The sequence below is a fragment of the Streptomyces sp. NPDC043861 genome, assembly GCF_056435905.1.
In genome coordinates this window covers 121,036-139,962 of the sequence record NZ_JBWKDP010000013.1, presented here as the reverse complement: position 1 = coordinate 139,962, position 18,927 = coordinate 121,036, and the positions used below count along the sequence as shown (strand labels likewise).

Here is an 18,927-nt window from a genome sequence, read left to right as displayed (position 1 = left end):
ATGGCAACCGTCATCACTTCCACCGCGCTCAGCCCGGCGGACGACGCCGGCAGTGCCATCGGCTACGCGGCCTCGGCCGGCAGCGCCTGTCTCGAGCAGGCAGGACTGACCCCCACGGACGTCGACGTCCTGATCAACGTCGGTGTCTACCGCGACTCCAACATCTCCGAGCCGTCCGTCGCCGCGCTCGTCCAGAAGCGCATCGGCATCAACCTGGACTATCTACACGCCACCGACAGGCGGGCGGCCTTCTCGTTCGACCTGATGAACGGTGCCTGCGGCATGCTCAACGCCGTACAGGCCGGCAGTGCGCTGCTGGCAGCCGGCAGCGCCCGCCATGTGCTCGTGGTCTCGGCAGACACACATCCGTCGATGGACCCCGCCAGGGCCGGCACCGTCGAGTTCCCGTACGCGAGCACGGGCGCGGCGCTGCTTCTGGAACGCCGGGACGACGCAACCGGCTTCGGTCGGGTACACCACCGTTCGGTGCCCGGCCCCCACGGCGTCAACGGCTATCTCCCCCTGTACGAGGTCGGCTCCGAGGGCCGCAACAGCATCGTCGTCGACCGCGACCCCGATGCAGTGGAGCGGATGCTCGATCTGGCCGTCGACTCGGTGCACGACTGTCTGGTGTCGGAGTACGGCACGGACAACGTCAAGGTGTCAACGGCCCTCGACCGCACGCTCCTGATCACCTCGCAGCCCACGCCCGACTTCCCCTCCCGCCTCGCCAAGAGCCTCGGTCTGGCGTCCGACGCCGCGGTGACCGTCGAAGGGCTGGTGGGCGACCCGCACACCTCGGCGCTCGCCCATGGGTTCCGGCAGGCGCAGGACACGGGCAGGTTCGCCGGCCACGACCGGATCCTCTTCGTCGCCGTCGGCGCGGGGCTGAGCTCGGCAGCCGCCTTCTACAGGCTGGCGGACGACACCGAGGGAGCCGCGCGCTGATGGCGGCCAGCACGACCGGCCTGCGCCAGGACGCGTTCCTGGCCGAACTGCTCGCCTGGCACGCGCAACGTACGCCCGACAGAACGGCCGTCGTCCATCCGGACGACCAGGGGCCGAAGGGCCGGCCCGCCTACACCTCCGTCGGCTACGGCGAGTTGGCCACCAGGGTCGCCGCATGCGCAGCCGGACTCGAGGAGCGCGGCGTCGGACGTGGTACCCGTACGGCTCTTCTGGTCACTCCCGGAGCGGATCTGCTGACACTGGTCTTCGCCTTGATGCACATCGGCGCGGTTCCGGTGGTGGTCGACCCGGGCATGGGGCTGAACCGCATGCTGGACTGCATCCGGCGGGTGGGTGTCCAGGCCTTCATCGGCGTGCCGTCCGCGCACATCCTCCTGCGTCTGCGGCCTCGCGCCTTCGCAGGGGTGCGCAGTGTGATCAAGATGGGCCGCGGGAGCGGCACCGGCCTCGATGAGCTGATCGAGCGCGGTGCGGAACTGCCGCAGTCGCCTCCGTTGGAGTCCGGCGCGGACGACCTCGCACTGATCGGCTACACCACCGGCAGCACCGGCCCGGCCAAACCGGTTGAGATCACGGTGGGGATGCTGCGGGGAATGGCGCACGGAGTGGAAAGCGGCCATTTCACGGCCGACATGACCAGCACCCTGGTCACCCTGCCTCTGATGGGCGTGTTCGACCTGGCAGCGGGCCGCACGGTCGTGGTGCCGAAGATGAACATGGGCCGGGTCGGCGCCGCGGACCCCGCGCTGCTGACCGATGCGATCCGGCGCTTCGATGTGAATGCCATGTTCGCCTCGCCCGCGTTGCTGGGCCCGCTGGCGGCCCATCTCGCAAGGGCCGGATCCGGTGTGCCGTCGCTGCGCCTGATCGTCTCGGGCGGCGCTCCGGTGAGTCCCGGGCTGATGAGTGCGCTTCGGGCCGTGCTGCCCGAGGAGGCACGGGTGTTCAGCACCTACGGGTCGACCGAGGCACTGCCGATGGCACTCGTCGAGAGCAGGGAGGCACTGGCGGGACCTGCCGACGGCCCTGCTGCCGGTCTCGGTGTCTGTGTGGGCCGCCCCGCACCCGGCACTTCGGTCCGCATCATCGGGATCAGCGACGAGCCGGTTCCTCACTGGACACCCGAGCTGGCTTTGCCGGACGGCGAGATCGGGGAGATCGTGGTCAGTGGCGAGGCCGTCAGTCCACGCTACTTCCAGTCGCCCCGGGCCGATGCCGAGCACAAGATCCAGGACGGCGAACGTCGTTGGCACCGCACCGGTGATGCCGGCTGGGTCGACCGCGAAGGACGCATCTGGTTCTGCGGACGCAAGAGCCACCGCGTCCGCACGGTGAACGGCGATTTGCACACGGTCCGATGCGAAGGCGTTTTCAACGCCCATCCGCAGGTGCAGCGCACCGCGCTGGTGGGCTTCGGCCCGGACGGCGAGCAGCGGCCCGTGCTGTGCGTGGAACTCGCTCCGGACGCGGAGCGGACCCAATGGCCCCGGATCGAGGAAGAGTTGCGTGCGCTCGGCGCGGACAACCCGGTGACCAAGACGATCGAGGACTTCCTGCCGCATCCCGCTTTTCCCGTGGACATCCGCCACAACGCCAAGATCCGCAGGGAACTGCTGGCCGGCTGGGCCGAGGACCGGCTGACCGGAAGCCGTCGGCCGACCGTCGGCGACATGGCGCTGCGTGCCGTTCCGCTGGTCGGCTGGGCCTACCTGGCGGCCTGGCCGTTGCTGCCCTGGGACCATGTGGCGCTGACGGCCCTCTGGTGGATCGACGCCTTCCTGAGCGTCGTCGTCCATGCCGCCCAGATACCCTCCGCGCTGCGCGTGGAGCAGGAGCTGGCCACCGGGCGGGCGCCGCGGGCGACCGCGGCGCTCACCATGCTCTACGGAGCCACTTGGTGGCGTCGTCGCAGCGTCAGGGCGAAGGGTGGTGCCGCGTGAAGGTGCTCGTGACCGGTGCGTCCGGCTTTCTGGGCAGCCACATCGTCGACGCCTGTGCACGGTCCGGCGACCAGGTGCGGGTGCTGGTGCGCGAGACGAGCGACCTGAGCCATCTGCGCACTGTTCCCGGAGTCGAGTTCGCCTACGGCGACCTGCGCGACCCCGCATCGGTGCGCCGGGCGATGGACGGGGTGGACGTCGTGCACCACAGCGCGGCCCGGGTCACCGACCGGGGCACCCGCGCACAGTTCCGGGAGGAGAACGTCGCGGGCACCGAGCGGCTCATGTCGGCGGCCCGGGCGGCCGGGGCACGGCGCTTCGTGTTCATCAGCAGTCCCAGCGCGCTGATGGCCGTCCGCGGCGGCGACCGGATCGACATCGACGAGAGCGAACCGTTCCCCGCGCGCCATCTCAATCTCTACTCGGAGACCAAGGCAGCAGCGGAGCGCCTCGTCCTGGCGGCGAACCGCAGCGACTTCACCACGGTGGCGCTGCGCCCGCGTGCGGTGTGGGGGCCGCGTGACCACTCGGGTTTCATGCCCCGGCTGATCGCGAAGATGATGACGGGCAGCCTGCCCGACCTCTCCGGTGGCAGGAAGGTCTACGCCTCGCTGTGTTACTGCGAGAACGCCGCCGATGCCTGTGTGCGTGCGGCGCGCGCCGACGGGGTGGGCGGCCGGTCGTACTTCATCGCCGACCGGCAGCCGGTGGAGATATGGAGCATGCTTGCGCTCCTCGCCGAGCGTTTCGGCGGCAGGCCCCCGACCAAGCAGGTCTCCCACGGTGTGTTGCGTGCGCTGGCCTTCACGGCAGACATGATCTGGAAGCTGCCGCCCCTGGCCAAACACACGTCACCGCCGCTCTCGCGCTACACGCTTGCCCTGCTGACCCGTTCGGCGACGTACGACACATCGGCGGCGTGCCGGGACCTGTCCCCGGCACTGGTGGATCACGACACGGGGATGAGCCGGCTGGAGGCCTGGATCGACAGCATCGGCGGCGTCGACGAGTTCATCAGGAAGGTGAAGTAGGCATGACCGCTCAGCTTGGTGCCACGGGCAGCGGTGCCGCAGACGGCCCTCGCCGCCGGACTCTCTTCCACCGGCCCGTCTCCCCGACCGAGTGGTCCTATCTGGGCGCCACGCGGCTGGGTGAACTTCTGGTGCTCCAGCTGGTGATCGAAGGTGCTGGGGCCGTCGATGCCCTGGCACTGGGCAGGGCCGTGGCTGCTGCATCGGCGTCCTGCCCTGGCTCCCGGCTGGTGCGCCGCGGCAGAATGTGGGTCGACAGCGGACGTCCGGCGAGGATCGTCGTCGCCGACGGAACGGGCTTCGACCGCGCGGCGCTCACCGGAGTGCCGGAACTCATGGGCGCGCTGGCCGAGTCGGAGGGCCGGCCCGCCTGCGAAGTGCTGCTGCTCACCGGCGAACCGGGCAGGGTGGTCTTCCGCGTCTCCCACGCCGTGATGGATCTCAAAGGCGCGACGATGTGGGCGTCCGAGGTCTTCCGCGCGCTGCGCGGCGAACCGCTGCTCGGCGCCGCCGACCCACTGGCCGACCACTCGCTGCTGAACACGGTGGGCCGGGCCGGCCGGCGTCCTCGTCTCGGGCTCGACCAGCGCTCACCACTGGGCGGAAGGGCGGGTAACAGCTCGGTGTGGCTGCGGCGCACGATTCCGGGACGGCACGCCGCACTGGCCGCGAAGGTGGCGGTCGCGGTCGCCGGCGCCGTCGCGGCGCCCGCTGCCCGCATCATGGTCCCGGTGGATCTGCGGCGCCATGCCCCCGCCGTGTCGTCGACGGCCAACCTGGCCCTGCCGTTGTTCCTCGACATCCCGGCCGGCCAGGGCACGGACGCCGTCCATCGGCGGTTGCTCGAAGCACTGGCCGCCCGGCAGGAGCTGGCGGCCGGGGTGGAGGCGTCACTGGCCCGACTGCCGCTGCCTGCGGCCGCGGCCCTGCTCGGCGCCTCGCGGGCGGCGGCTGCGGCACGGCACCGGTATCTGGCGTCGGCCATCGTGTCCAACGCCGGCCGGGTCGAGCCTGCGGACTTCAGTACCGAGCAGTTCACCGCTGCGACCGTGTACGCACTGCCGGTGCACGCGCCGCTGGTTCCGGTGAGCATCGCGCTGATGGAACTGCCCGAGCACACCGAACTGGTGGTCTCCGCCCGCGGGGCGGAGGATGTCGGCGAGCGCTGCGCGACACTGCTGGACCGTGTCGAGTCCGCACTGGGCTCGGCCGTCCCCGTCTCGTACCCGCCGCCCTTCGCACCACCACGGCCCCGAAGCGCCGCCGAACTCCTGCTGGCGCCCGGCCCCGGAGGGCTTCCGTCGCTGGACACGACGGTGGTGCAACTGTTCCGTGCGCAGACCGCGCGCCGTCCGGACGCACCCGCTGTGCTGGGCGACGGTCCACCGTGGTCGTACGCGGAACTGAACCGCCGTTCCGACTCCGTGGCTGCGGCCCTGCTGGCCCATGGAGTGGGGCGGGGCGATGTCGTCGGCGTCCTGGCGGACCGCTCGGCGCTCGGCCTCGCAGGAGTCTGGGGGGTCCTCAAGGCGGGCGCGGCCTTTCTGCCCATCGACGTACGCAATCCCGCCCGCAGGGTCGCGGAGTTGCTGCACGATGCTCGCGCCCGTTTCTGTCTGACCGAGCCGGCCTGGCGCACCGGCGCCGAAGGTGGCGACTGCGGCATTCTCCGCCTCGAGGACATCGCAGGCGACGACACGGGATTCGACGAGGACCAGCGGGCGGCACTCGCCGCTGCCGCCCCGGGGCCCGACGATCTGGCCTACGTCATCTACACATCGGGGTCGACCGGCAAGCCCAAGGGCGTACAGATCGAGCACCGCAGCCTGACGAACGTGGTCGGCTGGATCTCCCCCTTCATGCGGTGCGACGAGGAGACCCGCGTCGCGTACTCGTTCTCCCCCGGCTTCGACCTCTCCGTCATGCAGATCTTCCCGCCCCTGCTGCACGGGGGCGCCGTCGTACCCGTGCCCGGCGAACTGGACCACCTGAAACTGCGCGAGATGTTCTCCGGACGCCTGGCCAACACCCTCGGACTCACGCCGACCCATCTCGACCTCGCGGCGCGGCTCGGCATCCGGCCCACCGGTATCCGGGCCCTGCAGGTCGGTGGTGAGAACCTCACTGCGGCCAGCAGCAGCCGTGCACGCGCATCCTTCGGACCCGACTGCCTGTTCGTGAACGTCTACGGCCCCACCGAGGCCACCGTGGCGTGCACTGTCGCCGTCGTGGACGACGGCGCACACGATCGCGCGTCCGCGCCGATCGGCGTCCCCGTCCACCGCACTTCCGTGGCCGTCCTGGACGACCGCGGGGACGAGGTGGCGGACGGCGAGCCGGGCGAGCTCCATATGACCGGTGTTCAGCTGGCCCGCGGATATCTCGGCCGCCCCGACCTGACTGCCGAGCGCTTCATCCATCTTCCGGACGGCCGACGCGCCTATCGCACCGGTGACCTCGTGCTCCGCCTGCCCGACGGGCAGCTGGAGTACGCGGGCCGGATCGACTCCCAGGTGAAGATCCGCGGTCATCGGGTCGAGCCGGGCGAGGTGGAGGCGGCACTCACCGCCCTGCCCGGCATCGCCCAGGCCGCGGTGGTCGCACGCCGCAGGAACGACACGGGCGCGCAGGCGCTGTGCGCGTTCGTGGTTCCCGCCGAGGGTGGGGGGGCCTTCGACGAAGTGGCCCTGCGATCGGAGTTGGAGCAGTTCCTGCCCTCGCATCTGGTGCCCACCGTGATGCGACCGGTCACCGGGCTTCCGGAGACGGCGAGCGGCAAGACGGACCGCAACGCACTGCCGAATCCCTTCGAGCACGGTACCGCCGAGCCGGAGGTGCCGGAGCCGCACCCGGCGGGAGCGCCGCTTCCGGAGGCCGGCGTCGTTCCGGTGCCCGGCGTCGCAGCTGTGACGGCGGATATCTGGGCCCGTATCCTGCACTGCGAAGCCGGCGACCTGGATGCCTCGTCCGACTTCCATGCACTGGGCGGGGACTCGCTCGCCGTCCTGGAGATGCTGGCGGCACTCGGCGACGAACTGCTGGGACGGTCGGCTGAGCAGCAATTCCTCGACCGGCTTGGCTCCCTGAGCGGGAATCTCACGTTCGGCCGGGTCGTCGAGACCGTCGAGGCCCTGCGGAGCAGGTCGTGATCTTTGTCGGAGAGGGCGCGCTGCTCTGGCGTGCCGTACAGCACACACTCGAGAACGACTGGCCCGTGGACCTCGTCTGCGGCCCTGCCCCCGCCGCGGACACCACCCGGCCCGACGTGCCCTACCGTGTCGTCGCGGACATCAACTCCGTCGCCGGCGAGTTGGTCTCCGCCGGGACGGACGGCATCGTCTGGTCGCTCAACAACCGGATGATCTTCCGGGCTCCTGTGCTGTCGTCCGGGCTGCGCATCCTCAACATCCATCACGGTCCGCTGCCCACCTACCGGGGGCTTCCCGAAGTGGCTCTGGTGTATGCGATGCTGCGCGGCGAGCGGGAGTTCGCTGCGACACTCCACGAGGTGGACGAGGGCATCGACACCGGTGCCACGCTGGCTGCCGACCGCTATCCGATCGGTCCGGACGAGCCGTTCCACGTGGTGTTGCGCCGTGGCCTGCAGGTGTGCCAGCAGCTGTTCGAACGCTGTGTGCCGCTCGTTGCGGCCGATCCGGCCTGGGCCGGCGAGCCCACCGTGCCCACCGATGGCGGGGGCGGCGGCTACTTCGGGGCCGAGGCGCTGGCCCGACTGCCCCGGCACCGCGCTCATCCGCACTTCGGCCGCGCCACCGATCTGGGCTTCCTGGCGGGCTATCTCCCCGAACTCGCGGCGGCCCTGAGATGAAGCGTACGGTCGGCGGATTGCTCCGTGAGCCCGTCGCATGCCGTGCCGCCCATGGCCCCTGCGCATAGGCGGGAGGCACGCACGAGCCGCGCACAGGGCCCACCGGCGCGTGGACGCGCGGCGGGCACCGGGCGGATGCCGGTGGGCGCGGTGGCGTCCCCCGGGTCATCGGGGAGGGTCGTGTCGAGTCGCCCGGCCTGCAGGTGCACGAGGGCACGAGGACACACGGACGGGGCCGGACGCCGCGAAGGCTCCGGCCCCGTTCCGTGGTTCCGGTCCCGGACGATCAGTCCTCGGTCTCAGCCCTCGGTCCAGCCGTGCTTCCTGCCGAGCTGCACCATCGCACGCCGGATCTGCAGAATCTGCTCTCCCGTGAGGGACGGCGCGGCCTCCAGCAGGAGTTCGGTGATCTCTCGCGTGAATTCCGTGACGTCGTGCACATCACCGCCGACCGCGGGCGGCAACTGGGCTCCTTCGGGGAGCCTGACCGAAGACGCCTTCGGTCCGCGGTCGCCGTCCTCGATCTCGAATTCGACGACAAGTCCCGGCCGGATCGAGGCTTCAGGAATCAACAGGTCATTCGCATGCAGAAAGACATCCTCCTGGCCACTGTCAGGAGTGATGAACCCGTAACCCCGAGCAACGTCGAACCGCACCACACGACCAACAACCACGTCAACCCCCACACCACAACGGCTCGGGCCCCTCGCCCGAGAATTCCCCGATGAAACGATCATCTCATACCCCCACGGCCGGACGAGGGGTGGACAGCGCCTACGGGTCCGGTGTCCCGGCCGCATTCAGCCGGATCGCGGCACAGTGCATCGCGGGGTTCACCCGTCCACGGCAATCGCCCCTCGGATGCCGAACCCGCTCCGCGCCCGTACGCGGGGCACCGGCGTTCCGCCCACGGCGTCGACGATCACCGTCCGTCCACGGGACGACGATCGCCAGGGGCGTGGGCCCCTGGCGATCGTGAGTCGATACCGTTCCCCGCTTCGCCGGGTGCGAGACGATCGCTCACGGCGAGAACGCATCGGTGATACGACCCCTCCCTCATGAGGACGCGCCCGGTGGCGACGAAGCCACCGGGTGCGGTGTCCCCTCGAGTCGGAGCTCGCCAAGGGAGTTCGCCCGGTCAGTCGTCGATCATCTCGGCCAGGACCGAGCGGCGGTCCTCTCCCGGCAGTGCACGCAAGGGCGCCGCGAGACGTCCGCAGTCGTAGTGCCAGTGGTGGTCCAGGTCCTGGTGGACCCGGTCCGTCTCGTGGATCACGCCGTCACCCGAGAGCAGTGCGGTCAGGTCGGTGACGAGGTCCCGCCAGGAGACATGACCGCTCACCGCGTTGGCGACCCCGTGCACCGGCGTGTCCAGGCAGGCGGTCACGGCCCGGGCCAGGGCGGCGGCGTGCACCCACGCCGCCCCGTACCAGGCATGCCCGCCGGTGCCGGGCCGGGGCAGCTCGATCGGCCTGCTCTCCCGGACCGCCTGGTAGAGCAGGCCGGTGGCTCCCCAGCGCAGTTGGTCGCGCAGCCGGTCGTGCGGGCCCCACACGATCGGCGAGCGCACAGCGCTGGCACCGCCCCGGCCCCCGGTCCCGGCCGCGCGCAGCAGGAGTGCCTCGCAGTCGAGCTTGGCCCTGCCATAGGAACTGAGGGGTTCCCGGGAAGCCGACTCCTCCGCGACCTGGTCCTGGGCAGGATGCCCGTAGGCATCGACGCTGCTGACGAAGACGAACGGGCCACGGCTCCAGGCGGCGGTCATGGCCTCCATGGCCGCCACGTCCACCTCGGGCCGGGTGAAGGTACAGGCCGCATGGACGACCGCGTCCGCGCCGGCGACGGCATCGCTCAGTCCGGCCAGGTCCACGAGGTCGCCCTCGATGACTTCGACGCCTTCCGCGGCGACCAGATGCGCCGACTCGGGGCGGGCCAGGGCCCGTACCGGACGTCCCTGCGCGGCCAGTTCCCGCAGGATGAACGCTCCGACCCCACCGGTTCCACCGGTGACCAGGACCGTGCCCTGCCGGGTGCGGCGCGGTCGTGCGGGCGTGGCCGCGGCCTCGGCGGTGGCCTTGGCGGCGGCTCGTTCCGCCTCGCGGGCGTCCAGCAGCGCGGTGACGGCCCGGGGGGTACGGGCCTGGAGGATGTCTAGCCCGGTCAGCGGCAGCTTCACCGCCGCCCGCAGCCGCTCGGCGAGTTGGACGGCCACCAGTGAGTGCCCGCCGAGGGCGAAGAAGTCGTCGTCCGGTGCCGGGACCCGCCCCAGGAGCGCCGTGAAGCCGTCGACGACGGCCTCTGCACGGGGTCCTTCGAGGGCGGAGGCGACCGGCATGCCGGGCAGTCGGGCCGGATCGAGTGCGCCGTCGGCGGTGCGTGGCAGTCGGTCGAGGAGGACGACGGCGGCCGGCACCGAGCGGGGCGCCAGGGTTGCCCGCAGTCCGGAGCGGAGTTCGACGGGGGTGGGGCCGACGCTGCTGCGCAGAACCGCATACGCCAGCAGCGGCCCGCCGGGCGGCTGGACCACGGTGGCGTCGGCGACCGAGGGGTGGGTTCGCAGTGCCGCCTCGGCCGGATGCACGCCTGCCGGTTCCCCGTTGCCCCCGGGCTCCGGGGCCACGCGGTGGCCGTCGCCCTGGGCGTCGTCATTGCCCCGGGGCATTCGGCTGCCCTTGCGACCCCGGTCGGGTGCCGTCGTCGTTTCCGGCAGTTGTGGCAGCTGCGACAGCCTCAGGTGCGGATCCGACGCCACGGCTTCGAGCAGTGCCGCGTAGAGCCGGCCGAGTCCGGCAGTGGTGTCGCCGTCCATCGCGGTCGTGCCGCCCTGGACGAGCGCTGCCGGTTCCCCGGTGTCGACCAGGCCGAATGAGAGGTCGAACTTGGCTTCGCCGACGCCGACTTCCACGTACTCCCCCACCAGGCCCGGCAGACGCAGCGTCGTCGGTTCGCCGAGGACGTCGGCGGTCACCCGTACCAGCGCCGTGCCGTCGGTGTCGCGCGCCCCGGCGCCGAGCCGTTCCAGGACGAGGTCGAAGGGCACGTCCCGGTACTGCTGGGCCTCCAGCAGCGCGTCCCGCACCCGCACGAGGAGAGCCGCGAACGAAGGGTCGCCGGAGGTGTCCACCCGTATCGGCAGGGTGTTGACGCACAGCCCGACCAGGTCACGCATGGCCGTGCCCCGGCGGTGGGTACTCGCGACACCGATGACCAGGTCGTCGTCTCCGGTGATACGGCGCAGGGCGGCGAACGCAGCTGCGAGGACGACCGTGAACAGGGTCGCCCTGTGCTCGCCGCCCAGGGCGCGCAGCGCATGCGGCACCTGCCGGCCCAGCGGTCCGGTGTGCACGACGGCGGGTCGGGCGCCGGTGGGGGCGGTGGCGTCCGCGGACCTGTTGACGGTGCCGGGCAGGCGTGGGGGCGCGGCGCCCGCGAGGCGTCCGGTCCAGTGGCGCAGTCCCTCGTCGAGGCGTTCGGCCTCTGCCAGTTCGCGCCGTGCGAAGTCGGCGTACTGCGGCGGTGCGGTCTCCGGCCCGGGTACGGTCCCGGTCCCGTGGGCTGCCGCGGAGTAGAGATCCGCGAGCTCCCGGGCGACCGTTTCCAGCGATCCCCCGTCGATGGCGATGTGGTGGAAGGTCAGCAGAACCGTGTGGTCCTGCTCCCCGTGGCGCAGCACCAGGGCGCGTACCACGTGCCCTGCGGCGAGGTCGAAGGGGCGGCGTGCCTCCTCGGCCAGCAGGGCGGGGGCGCCGAGCTCGTCGGTGTCCACCACGGGCACGGGGATGGTCCCCGGCGCCGGAAGCATCTCCTGGTACGGCTCACCGTCCCGCTGTCCGTACCGGGTGCGGAGGATCTCGTGGCGGCGCACCAGCGTGGTGAGTGCGGTGGCGAGCGCGGTCACATCGAGCGGGCCGCGCAGCCGGGTGGCGAAAGGCACGCTGTAGGTGGCACCACCGTGGCCGAGCCGGTCCATCAGCCACATACGGCGCTGGGCGCGTGAGAGCGGAGCGGGCTCCCCGTGGGCCGTGGCCGGGCCGGGCGCGGGCGCGTCGGTGGGGGATGCCTCGCGTCCGGCGGCGCGGGCACGCGCCCGGCGCAACAGCTCTTCCTGTCGGGCGAGCGCCGTGCGTGCGTCAGTGGACATCGGTGTGCTCCGGGACGTCGGGGTGCAGCTCGTCGTGCGCGTCGAGGAGAGCACGTTCGAGCAGGGCGGCCTGTCCGGCCACCGTGGGGACACGGAAGAAGTCGGCGAGGGCGATCTCCGCACCGAGGTCCTCGCGGAGGTCGTCGGTGACGACGAGGGCGAGCAGGGAGTGGCCGCCGAGGGCGATGAAGTCGGCGTCGGGCCGGGTGACCTCGCTGCCCAGGGCGCGGCTCCAGGTGTCGGCGACGGCCTGCTCGAGCGGTGTCATCGGCTGGGCGGTCGCCCGGGTGCCGGTCATGTCGACGAGGCCCGGCAGTGCGCGGCGGTCCACCTTCCCGGTGGGGGTGAGCGGCAGCCGCTCGACGACGACCACGCTGTCCGGGACCAGATGGGCGGGCAGGACTGCGGCGAGCCGGTCGCGCAGGGTCTCGGAACGGGGCAGTGGCCCGGGTGCGGCCACGACGAGGGCCATCAACCGGGTGTCGTCGTCGGTGGGGCGGTGGACGGTGACGGCCGCGTCGTCGATCTCGGGCTGTTCGCGCAGGGCGTGCTCGATCTCGCCCGGTTCGATGCGGAAGCCGCGGACCTTCACCTGGTCGTCGGTGCGTCCGTGGAAGTCGAGGACACCGTCCGGCCTGCTGGACACCAGGTCGCCGGTGCGGTAGAGCCGCCCCAGCTCGGCGTGGTCGATGAAGCGTTCGGCGGTGAGCTCCGGCTGCCCGGTGTATCCGTGGGCCAGTCGGCTGCCGCCGATCCACAGCTCGCCGCGCTGTCCGGCGTCCACGGGGACGCCGTCGTCGTCGAGTACGTGAACGCTCGCGCCGGCGATCGGCCGGCCGATCGGGACCTGTCCGTCGCAGTCGGTGTCCGTGACGCGGTGGGCGGTGGCGAACGTGGTCGTCTCCGTCGGCCCGTAGCCGTTGACGAGTTCAAGCCAGGGAAATGCGCGCAGGACGTGGCGGGCGTGATGGGCGGCGAGCGCTTCGCCGCCCACGACGACGGTGCGCAGGAGCGAGAAGACGCGGGAGCGGCGCGCTGCCAGCTGGTGGAAGAGCGCGGTGGTGAAGAAGGCGACGGTCGCGCCGTGCCGTTCCACGTGCTGGGCCAGGTCCTCGAACGAGGGCCGTTCGACGCTGCACACGACCACGGCGGCGCCGTTGGCGAGGGGCCCCCACACCTCGAAGGTCGATGCGTCGAAGGTCATGGGTGAGTGGAACAGGACCCGGTCGCGGGGGGTGAGGGTCACATAGTCCGGATCGGAGACCAGCTCGGCGATCGCGCCGTGCGCAACGGCAACGCCCTTGGGGCGGCCGGTGGAGCCGGAGGTGAACATGATGAACGCCGCGGCGTCCGGGTCGGTTGCGGTTACGGCCCCGGTCACCGGGGCGCCGGTGAGCAGCGTTTCCCCCGGCAGCGACAGTGTGGGGCCGCTGAGGGCGGCCGATTCGAGCAGTTTGCGGTCGCCGACGACCAGGGTCACGCCTGCCTGGGCGGCCATGGCCTCCATGCGCGGCCGCGGATGGGCGGCGTCGAGCGGCACACACACGGCGCCCGTCCACCACAGCGCGAGCTGGACGACGACCGTACGGGCCGAGCGGGGCATCAGTACCGCCACCGGGTCGCTGCGGTGTACGCCCTGGTCGCGCAGATGGGCGGCGAGGGCGCGGGCCTCGGAGACGAGCTGTGCATAGGTGAGGGTGGTGTCGCCGTCGGCGACGGCGAGGGCGTTCGGGGTGCGTTCCGCGTGCCGGGCCACGAGCTCGGGCAGCCCGGTACGCAGCGCGGTCGGGATGGGGCCGGCGGGCACGGAGCCGTCCTTCCGGGTGTCGAGCATGTGCGGGTTGAGGAGGGCCATGTCAGGCTCCTGCCGGGCGCGCGGCGGCACGGCGCTCGTCGACGACGACGGCGATGCCTCGCAGGTCGGGCTGGCGAAGCAGTTCGGGAGCGCGCAGCCGGATCCCGGTCTCCTTCTCGAGCAGGGTCAGCAGCCGGGCGGCGTCCACGGAGGTGCCTCCGGCGTGGGTGAAGTTGTCGGTGAGCGCGGTCCCGGGGCGACGAAGGAGGTCGCGTACCGCATGGAGTACGAGCAGCTCGGTCGGTGTGGCGTCGGCAGGACGCTCCTCAGCAGGGGGGTGCTCGAGGTCGGTCGCCCGGCGGGTGAGTTCGGCGCGGTCCACCTTGCCGTTGGCGTCAAGGGGGTAGGCGTCGACGATCCGGACGGCCGAGGGAACGGCCTGCTCCGGGAGCCAGGCCCGTACTGCCGCCAGGACGGCGTCGACATCCGGCGCAGCGCCGTTGGCCGGCCGTATGTGTGCGACGAGGCGGGCATGGCCGTCGGGGTCGCGGGGCGCGGTGACCACCGCGCTGCGCACTGCGGGGTCCTGTTCGAACGCGGCTTCCACTTCGGCCGGTTCGATGCGGACGCCGCTGATCTTCACCTGGTCGTCGAGGCGGCCGAGGAATTCCAGTTGTCCGTCGGCCGTCATCCGTACCCGGTCACCGGTGCGGTAGAGCCGGTCGATGCCGGGGAGGGAAAGACCCTCGGGCGGGGCCGTGAAGCGACGGGCGGTGAGTTCGGGATCGAGGTAGCCGAGCGCCAGACAGGTCCCGCCGATCCGGAGCTCGCCTTCGTCGCCGCGGGGAACGGGGCGGCCGTCGTCGCCGGTGACGACGACGGTGGCGCCCGGTACGGGGACACCGATCGGCGGCGCGGTCCGCTCGTCCGCGGGCCGGTCCGGGCCGTGCATCGCATGGGTGGTGGTGATGACGGTGGCCTCGGCCGGACCGTAGGCGTTGTGGACGGTGGTGGTGACGTCGCCACCGGGCCTGCGGCGCATCCGGTCACCGCCGACGACCAGATGACGCAGTTTCAGGTCCTGCGGCCAGGGCCGGTCCAGCATCGGCTCGATCATCGGGGTGGCGGCCACTGAGACCGTCACCGCCGCATCCCGCCACCAGTCGGTGAGCACGGCGGGGTCCCAGCGGACCTCGTCGGGGGCGGGGGCGAGCGCGGCGCCCGAGGAGAGTCCGGCCCACAGCTCCAGCAGGTGCGGGTCGAATGCGACACCGATGAGCAGGGACTGCCGGTCGCCTGGGGCGAGTCCGGTCTCGGCGCGGTACCAGTCGAGCAGTGCACCGAGGGAGGACTCGGCAACGGCGAGCGCCTTGGGGCGGCCGGTGGATCCGGACGTCAGCACGGCGTAGAACGCATCGGCGGGTGCGCGGCGGGCATCGGGGCCCGAAGCGGCGAAAGCCGCCACCACCGTGCCGGTGGCGTTGGCGCCCTCACCGGGCAACGTCAGGGGGATCCGTTCGGACGTCCGGTGCCGGGGCGGCAGGACCTCCGGGTCGCCGATGAGGCAGACGACGTCCAGGTCCTCGGTGACGGCATCGGTGCGACGCTCCCCGGGGCGGGGACCGAGCGGCAGATACACGGCGCCGATGCGGGCGAGTGCCACGGCGGTCACCACGAGGGCGGTGGAGCGGTCGAGGCAGACCCCGACGAGGTCCCCGGGGTGCACCCGGTCGCCCAGTTCGGCGGCGAGCCGGGTGGCGGCGGTGTCGAGGTCCCGATAGGTCCAGCTGTGCGTGCCGTCGACGACGGCGGGAGCGAGCGGCGTGCGGCGCACCCATTCCTCGAAGCGGGCGAGCACCGCACCCGGGGCGGCGACCGGCCCGTGCGCGACGCTGAGCGCTGCGTCGGTGGAGAGGTCGGCCCGGGAGGAGGTGGCGGTCCCGGAGGCGTGGGTGGCTGTCAGGGGCTGGGTCATCATGACTCCGTCGAAGTGGTGGCGGTGGCCGCGAGGGCACCGGCCTGGTCTGCGAGTACCGGGTTCCGGAAGAGCAGGCTCAGCGGCGGGCGCTCCCCGAGCCGCGGTTCCAGCCAGGCGGCGAGATGGGCGGCGAGGAGAGAGTGGCCACCGGCCCTGAAGAAGTGGGAGGACTCGTCGAAGCGGTTGTGTCCCAGCACTTCGCGCCATCCCTCCGCGACCAGTGCCGTCATCGGGTCGGCGGAGGTGACCGTCTGACGGTCCGGCTCCGCCACGACGGCGGCCGGCTCCAGCGCAGCGGCCCTGCGGGTGAGCGCACCCCGGTCGGGTTTGCCTCCGGGGAGGACCGGCATCGCGTCGAGCCGTGACCAGCGGGCCGGCACGAGAGCGCCCGGCAGCCGTCGGCTCAGTTCCGTGTGAAGGGCCTGCTCGTCCCACGACCCGTGCTCGTCCATGCCCTCGACGAAGCCGACGAGCCGGGGTCCGCCGGCTGCTTCCCGGTCCAGCACGACGGCGCAGGACCGTCCGCCGAGCGCGGCGGACGCCGCGGCCTCCACCTCCTCCGGCTCGATGCGGTGGCCTCGGAGCTTGATCTGGTTGTCGCGTCGGCCCAGGAAGTACAGCAGCCCGTCGAGGCCCCGGTAGCCGAGGTCCCCGGTGAGATAGACCCGCTCGCCGCCCAGTGCGTCGAGGGAGACGAAGCGGGCGGCCGTGACCTCCGGGTTGCCCGGGTATCCCTCGGCCAGACCGGGTCCGGCGATGGCCAGTTCACCGACCGCGCCGGGCGGCAGCGGCCGGTGGTGTGCGTCCAGGACGTGGACCCGTTCGCCGGGCAGTTCGGTGCCGAGGGGGATCTCGCCGCCGCCGGCGAGTTCGTCGCGGGTGATCTCATGAACGGTGGAGCTGATCGCCGCTTCGGTGACGCCGTACACATTGAGCGCCGTGGCGTCGGTTTCGGACAGGAAGTCCCGCATCACATCGGCGGGCAGGCGCTCGCCGCCGAGCACCAGCAGGCGCGGCGCCCAGCGGCCGTCGCGCAGCAGCGGCCGCATGTCCTCGCGGGTGGCGAGGAAGTAGCTGGTGGGCAGGTTGGCGACACTGACGCGGGCGGCGGCGAGCAGAGCGCTCAGCTCGGCACCGGTGGGCACCTCGTGCTCGGGGACGACGAGACAGGCCCCGGCGTGCAGCGATGGCAGCACCTCTTCGAGGGCCACGTCGAACGACGGCTGGGCGAAAAGCAGGACCCGGTCGCCCGGGGCCAGGCCGAAGCGGTCGGCGGCTGCGGTCATGTGGTGCTCCAGCGCCGCGCGGCCGACGGCGACCGGCTTGGGGACTCCCGTGGAGCCGGAGGTGTGGATGATGTACGCGGTTGCGGGCACCACGTCGGCCGCACGCGCCCGGGGCAGCACCGGGGTGTCGACCGTTGCGGCGGGCAGGCCGTCGGGGACGGTCACTGAGCCGCCTGCGGAGGTGAGGACCAGTGCCGGGCTCAGCCGGTTCAGCAGCAGTTCCAGCCGGGCCGGCGGGTCGGAGGGCGAGAGCGGGCAGTAGACCGCACCGGTCCGCAGACAGGCCAGCAGCGTGACGACCGAGTCGACGCCGCGCGGCAGTACCGCGGCGACGGGCTGTCCGGCCGTCACTCCGGCGGCGGCCAGGCGCTCGGCGAGCGAGTCGGCCTGGGCGTCCAGATCGCCGTAGGTGATGCGCCGTGCGCCGGACAGCAGGGCGGGAAGCGTCGGGTCGTGGGCGGCAACCGGATCGAGTGGCCGGTGCTCCGGCCTCTCCGGCGCGGCCTGGTGGTCGGCACGCTCCTGCGCGGCCGCACCTCCCGGGAGGTCGTCGGTGCGCGCGGCGGCCAGGTCGGCCAGGGCCGCCGACGGGGTGTCCAGATAGGCACGCAGCAGTTCCAGGAACCGCCCGGCGAGCAGCTCGGCCACATCTTCGCCGAACAGGTCCGCGTCGTAGTCCCAGACGAGCGTCATGCCGGCGGCGCCGTGGCGCGGGGTGACGCCGCGCCGGTCGTCCGGCAGCAGCACCACGTCGAGGTCGAAGCGGGTCGTGCCGGTGTTGAAGCCCTCGAAGAGCGTGATGTCCAGACCCGGCACGTCGATCTCGGGCAGCTGTGCGTCGTGCGCGCTGAACATGACGCTGAACAGCGGGTTGTCGGCACCCGAGGTGTGCATGCCGAGCGCACGGGTCAGTTCCTGGACCGGCACCTCCTGGTGCGGGAGGGCGCGGATGAGGGTGTCGGTCACCTCGTCCATGGCGTCCTCGGCCGGGGTGGTGGCGTCCAGCCGGAGCGGGATCGGGATGGTGTTCACGAACATGCCGACGGCGTCCTCGAAACCACGGGGCCGGTTGCCGACGGCGGTGCCGATGACCATCTGCGGCCGCCCGCTGTGCCGGCGCAGCAATTCGGCGAAGAGTCCGAGGAGAGTCGCGAAGGGCGTGAGTCCGCGTGAGCGCGCGTGCTCGCGCAGACGCCCGGCGAGGTCGGCGCCGATCGACTGGCGCAGCTGCCCGCCGTGGTGCCTGCGCCGTGCGCCGGGCCGGGTCAGTCCGGGCAGGGGCATGTCGTGGGCGACGTCCCGCAGTTGGGCCGTCCAGAAGTCCAGGCTCTCCGACGGGACCGGGGACCCGGCCCTGGCGCGCACGTGGTCGGCGTACGAGGAGGCGGGAGGCAACACCGCCGGTTCGCCCAGGACATGGCCGCGGTAGACGCTGAACACGTCGTTCAGCAGGATCGCGAACGAGTGCCCGTCGTGGATGAGGTGGTGCTCGACATGGATGAGTCGGTGGCGGTCGTTCCCGAGCCGGACCAGTGTCCAGCGCAGCAGCGGCGCATCGAACGTGTCGAGCGGTGTCTCCGCCTCGGCGCGCAGCAGTTCCTGGAAGGCGGCGTCGGGATCCTCCCGGTCGGAGAGGTCGACCGTACGCAGGCGCGGCGCGCAGCCCGCTGCGACCCGCTGTCCGGGTATCGCTCCCTCGACGGGGACGAGTTCGAGGCGCAGACCGGGGTGCCGGTCGAGGGCGGCCGCGAGCCCGTGGCGCAGGGCGTCGGTGTCGAGGGTGCCCCACAGGTCGAGTGCGGCGGTGAAGTTGTAGGCGCGGCTGCCCGGTTGCACCTGTTCGTGCAGCCAGACGATCTCCTGCGAGGAGGAGAGGGGAAGCATGGGCGATCCCTGAGGTTGTCGGGTCGGTGTTTCTGGAACCGGGCACGGTTGTGTCCGGCGGTGGTCGCACGGGC

At 72.1% G+C, this 18,927-nt stretch carries 10 protein-coding genes; 5 read left to right on the top strand and 5 right to left on the bottom strand.

Annotated features, from left to right (window positions below; all coding sequences use genetic code 11):
* From AC068D_RS26945 to AC068D_RS26925, 5 genes are read left to right on the top strand one after another with little or no spacing between them, the layout of a single operon-like run.
* Positions 1-948 (top strand): hypothetical protein, encoded by a 948-nt coding sequence (locus tag AC068D_RS26945; protein WP_478825657.1) that lies wholly within the window; start codon positions 1-3, stop codon positions 946-948.
* Positions 948-2,909: a fatty acid CoA ligase family protein gene (locus AC068D_RS26940; protein ID WP_478825656.1), complete on the top strand. Its 1,962-nt coding sequence runs from the start codon at positions 948-950 to the stop codon at positions 2,907-2,909. The genes AC068D_RS26945 and AC068D_RS26940 overlap by 1 nt, the downstream gene beginning before the upstream one ends.
* The gene (locus AC068D_RS26935; RefSeq protein WP_478825655.1) at positions 2,906-3,940 is read left to right on the top strand and encodes an NAD-dependent epimerase/dehydratase family protein; all 1,035 of its coding nucleotides are present in this window, start codon (positions 2,906-2,908) and stop codon (positions 3,938-3,940) included. Before AC068D_RS26940 ends, AC068D_RS26935 begins: the two co-directional genes overlap by 4 nt.
* A gap of 2 nt (positions 3,941-3,942) precedes the next feature.
* A complete protein-coding gene (locus tag AC068D_RS26930; RefSeq protein ID WP_478825654.1) occupies positions 3,943-7,089 on the top strand; it encodes a non-ribosomal peptide synthetase in 3,147 nt (1,048 codons plus the stop codon).
* Positions 7,086-7,769 (top strand): formyltransferase family protein, encoded by a 684-nt coding sequence (locus AC068D_RS26925; RefSeq protein ID WP_478825653.1) that lies wholly within the window; start codon positions 7,086-7,088, stop codon positions 7,767-7,769. Before AC068D_RS26930 ends, AC068D_RS26925 begins: the two co-directional genes overlap by 4 nt.
* Before the next feature lie 299 nt (positions 7,770-8,068).
* Here the strand turns inward: AC068D_RS26925 and AC068D_RS26920 are convergent, their stop codons facing one another.
* The 5 genes from AC068D_RS26920 to AC068D_RS26900 all read right to left on the bottom strand — a co-directional run bounded on the left by AC068D_RS26920 (position 8,069) and on the right by AC068D_RS26900 (position 18,853).
* Positions 8,069-8,443 carry a cold-shock protein gene (locus tag AC068D_RS26920; RefSeq protein WP_478825652.1) on the bottom strand — a complete coding sequence of 125 codons (375 nt, stop codon included), beginning with the start codon at positions 8,441-8,443 and terminating at the stop codon, positions 8,069-8,071.
* Positions 8,444-8,907: 464 nt separating this feature from the next.
* The gene (locus tag AC068D_RS26915; protein ID WP_478825651.1) at positions 8,908-11,910 is read right to left on the bottom strand and encodes a condensation domain-containing protein; all 3,003 of its coding nucleotides are present in this window, start codon (positions 11,908-11,910) and stop codon (positions 8,908-8,910) included.
* Entirely contained in the window at positions 11,900-13,765 is a 1,866-nt protein-coding gene (locus AC068D_RS26910) for an amino acid adenylation domain-containing protein (RefSeq protein WP_478825650.1), read from the bottom strand. The genes AC068D_RS26915 and AC068D_RS26910 overlap by 11 nt, the downstream gene beginning before the upstream one ends.
* 1 nt (position 13,766) lies before the next feature.
* Positions 13,767-15,680: a non-ribosomal peptide synthetase gene (locus AC068D_RS26905; protein ID WP_478825649.1), complete on the bottom strand. Its 1,914-nt coding sequence runs from the start codon at positions 15,678-15,680 to the stop codon at positions 13,767-13,769.
* Positions 15,680-18,853, bottom strand: a complete 3,174-nt coding sequence (locus tag AC068D_RS26900; RefSeq protein WP_478825648.1) for a non-ribosomal peptide synthetase — start codon at positions 18,851-18,853, stop codon at positions 15,680-15,682. The genes AC068D_RS26905 and AC068D_RS26900 overlap by 1 nt, the downstream gene beginning before the upstream one ends.
* Positions 18,854-18,927: the final 74 nt, after the last annotated feature.

Excerpts from the sequence above, each read along its gene's own strand:
- AC068D_RS26910 (WP_478825650.1), bottom strand. The coding sequence starts at position 13,765 with ATGGCCCTCCTCAACCCGCACATGCTCGACACCCGGAAGGACGGCTCC.
- AC068D_RS26945 (WP_478825657.1), top strand. The coding sequence starts at position 1 with ATGGCAACCGTCATCACTTCCACCGCGCTCAGCCCGGCGGACGACGCC.
- AC068D_RS26905 (WP_478825649.1), bottom strand. The coding sequence starts at position 15,680 with ATGACCCAGCCCCTGACAGCCACCCACGCCTCCGGGACCGCCACCTCC.
- AC068D_RS26940 (WP_478825656.1), top strand. The coding sequence starts at position 948 with ATGGCGGCCAGCACGACCGGCCTGCGCCAGGACGCGTTCCTGGCCGAA.
- AC068D_RS26930 (WP_478825654.1), top strand. The coding sequence starts at position 3,943 with ATGACCGCTCAGCTTGGTGCCACGGGCAGCGGTGCCGCAGACGGCCCT.
- AC068D_RS26915 (WP_478825651.1), bottom strand. The coding sequence starts at position 11,910 with ATGTCCACTGACGCACGCACGGCGCTCGCCCGACAGGAAGAGCTGTTG.
- AC068D_RS26900 (WP_478825648.1), bottom strand. The coding sequence starts at position 18,853 with ATGCTTCCCCTCTCCTCCTCGCAGGAGATCGTCTGGCTGCACGAACAG.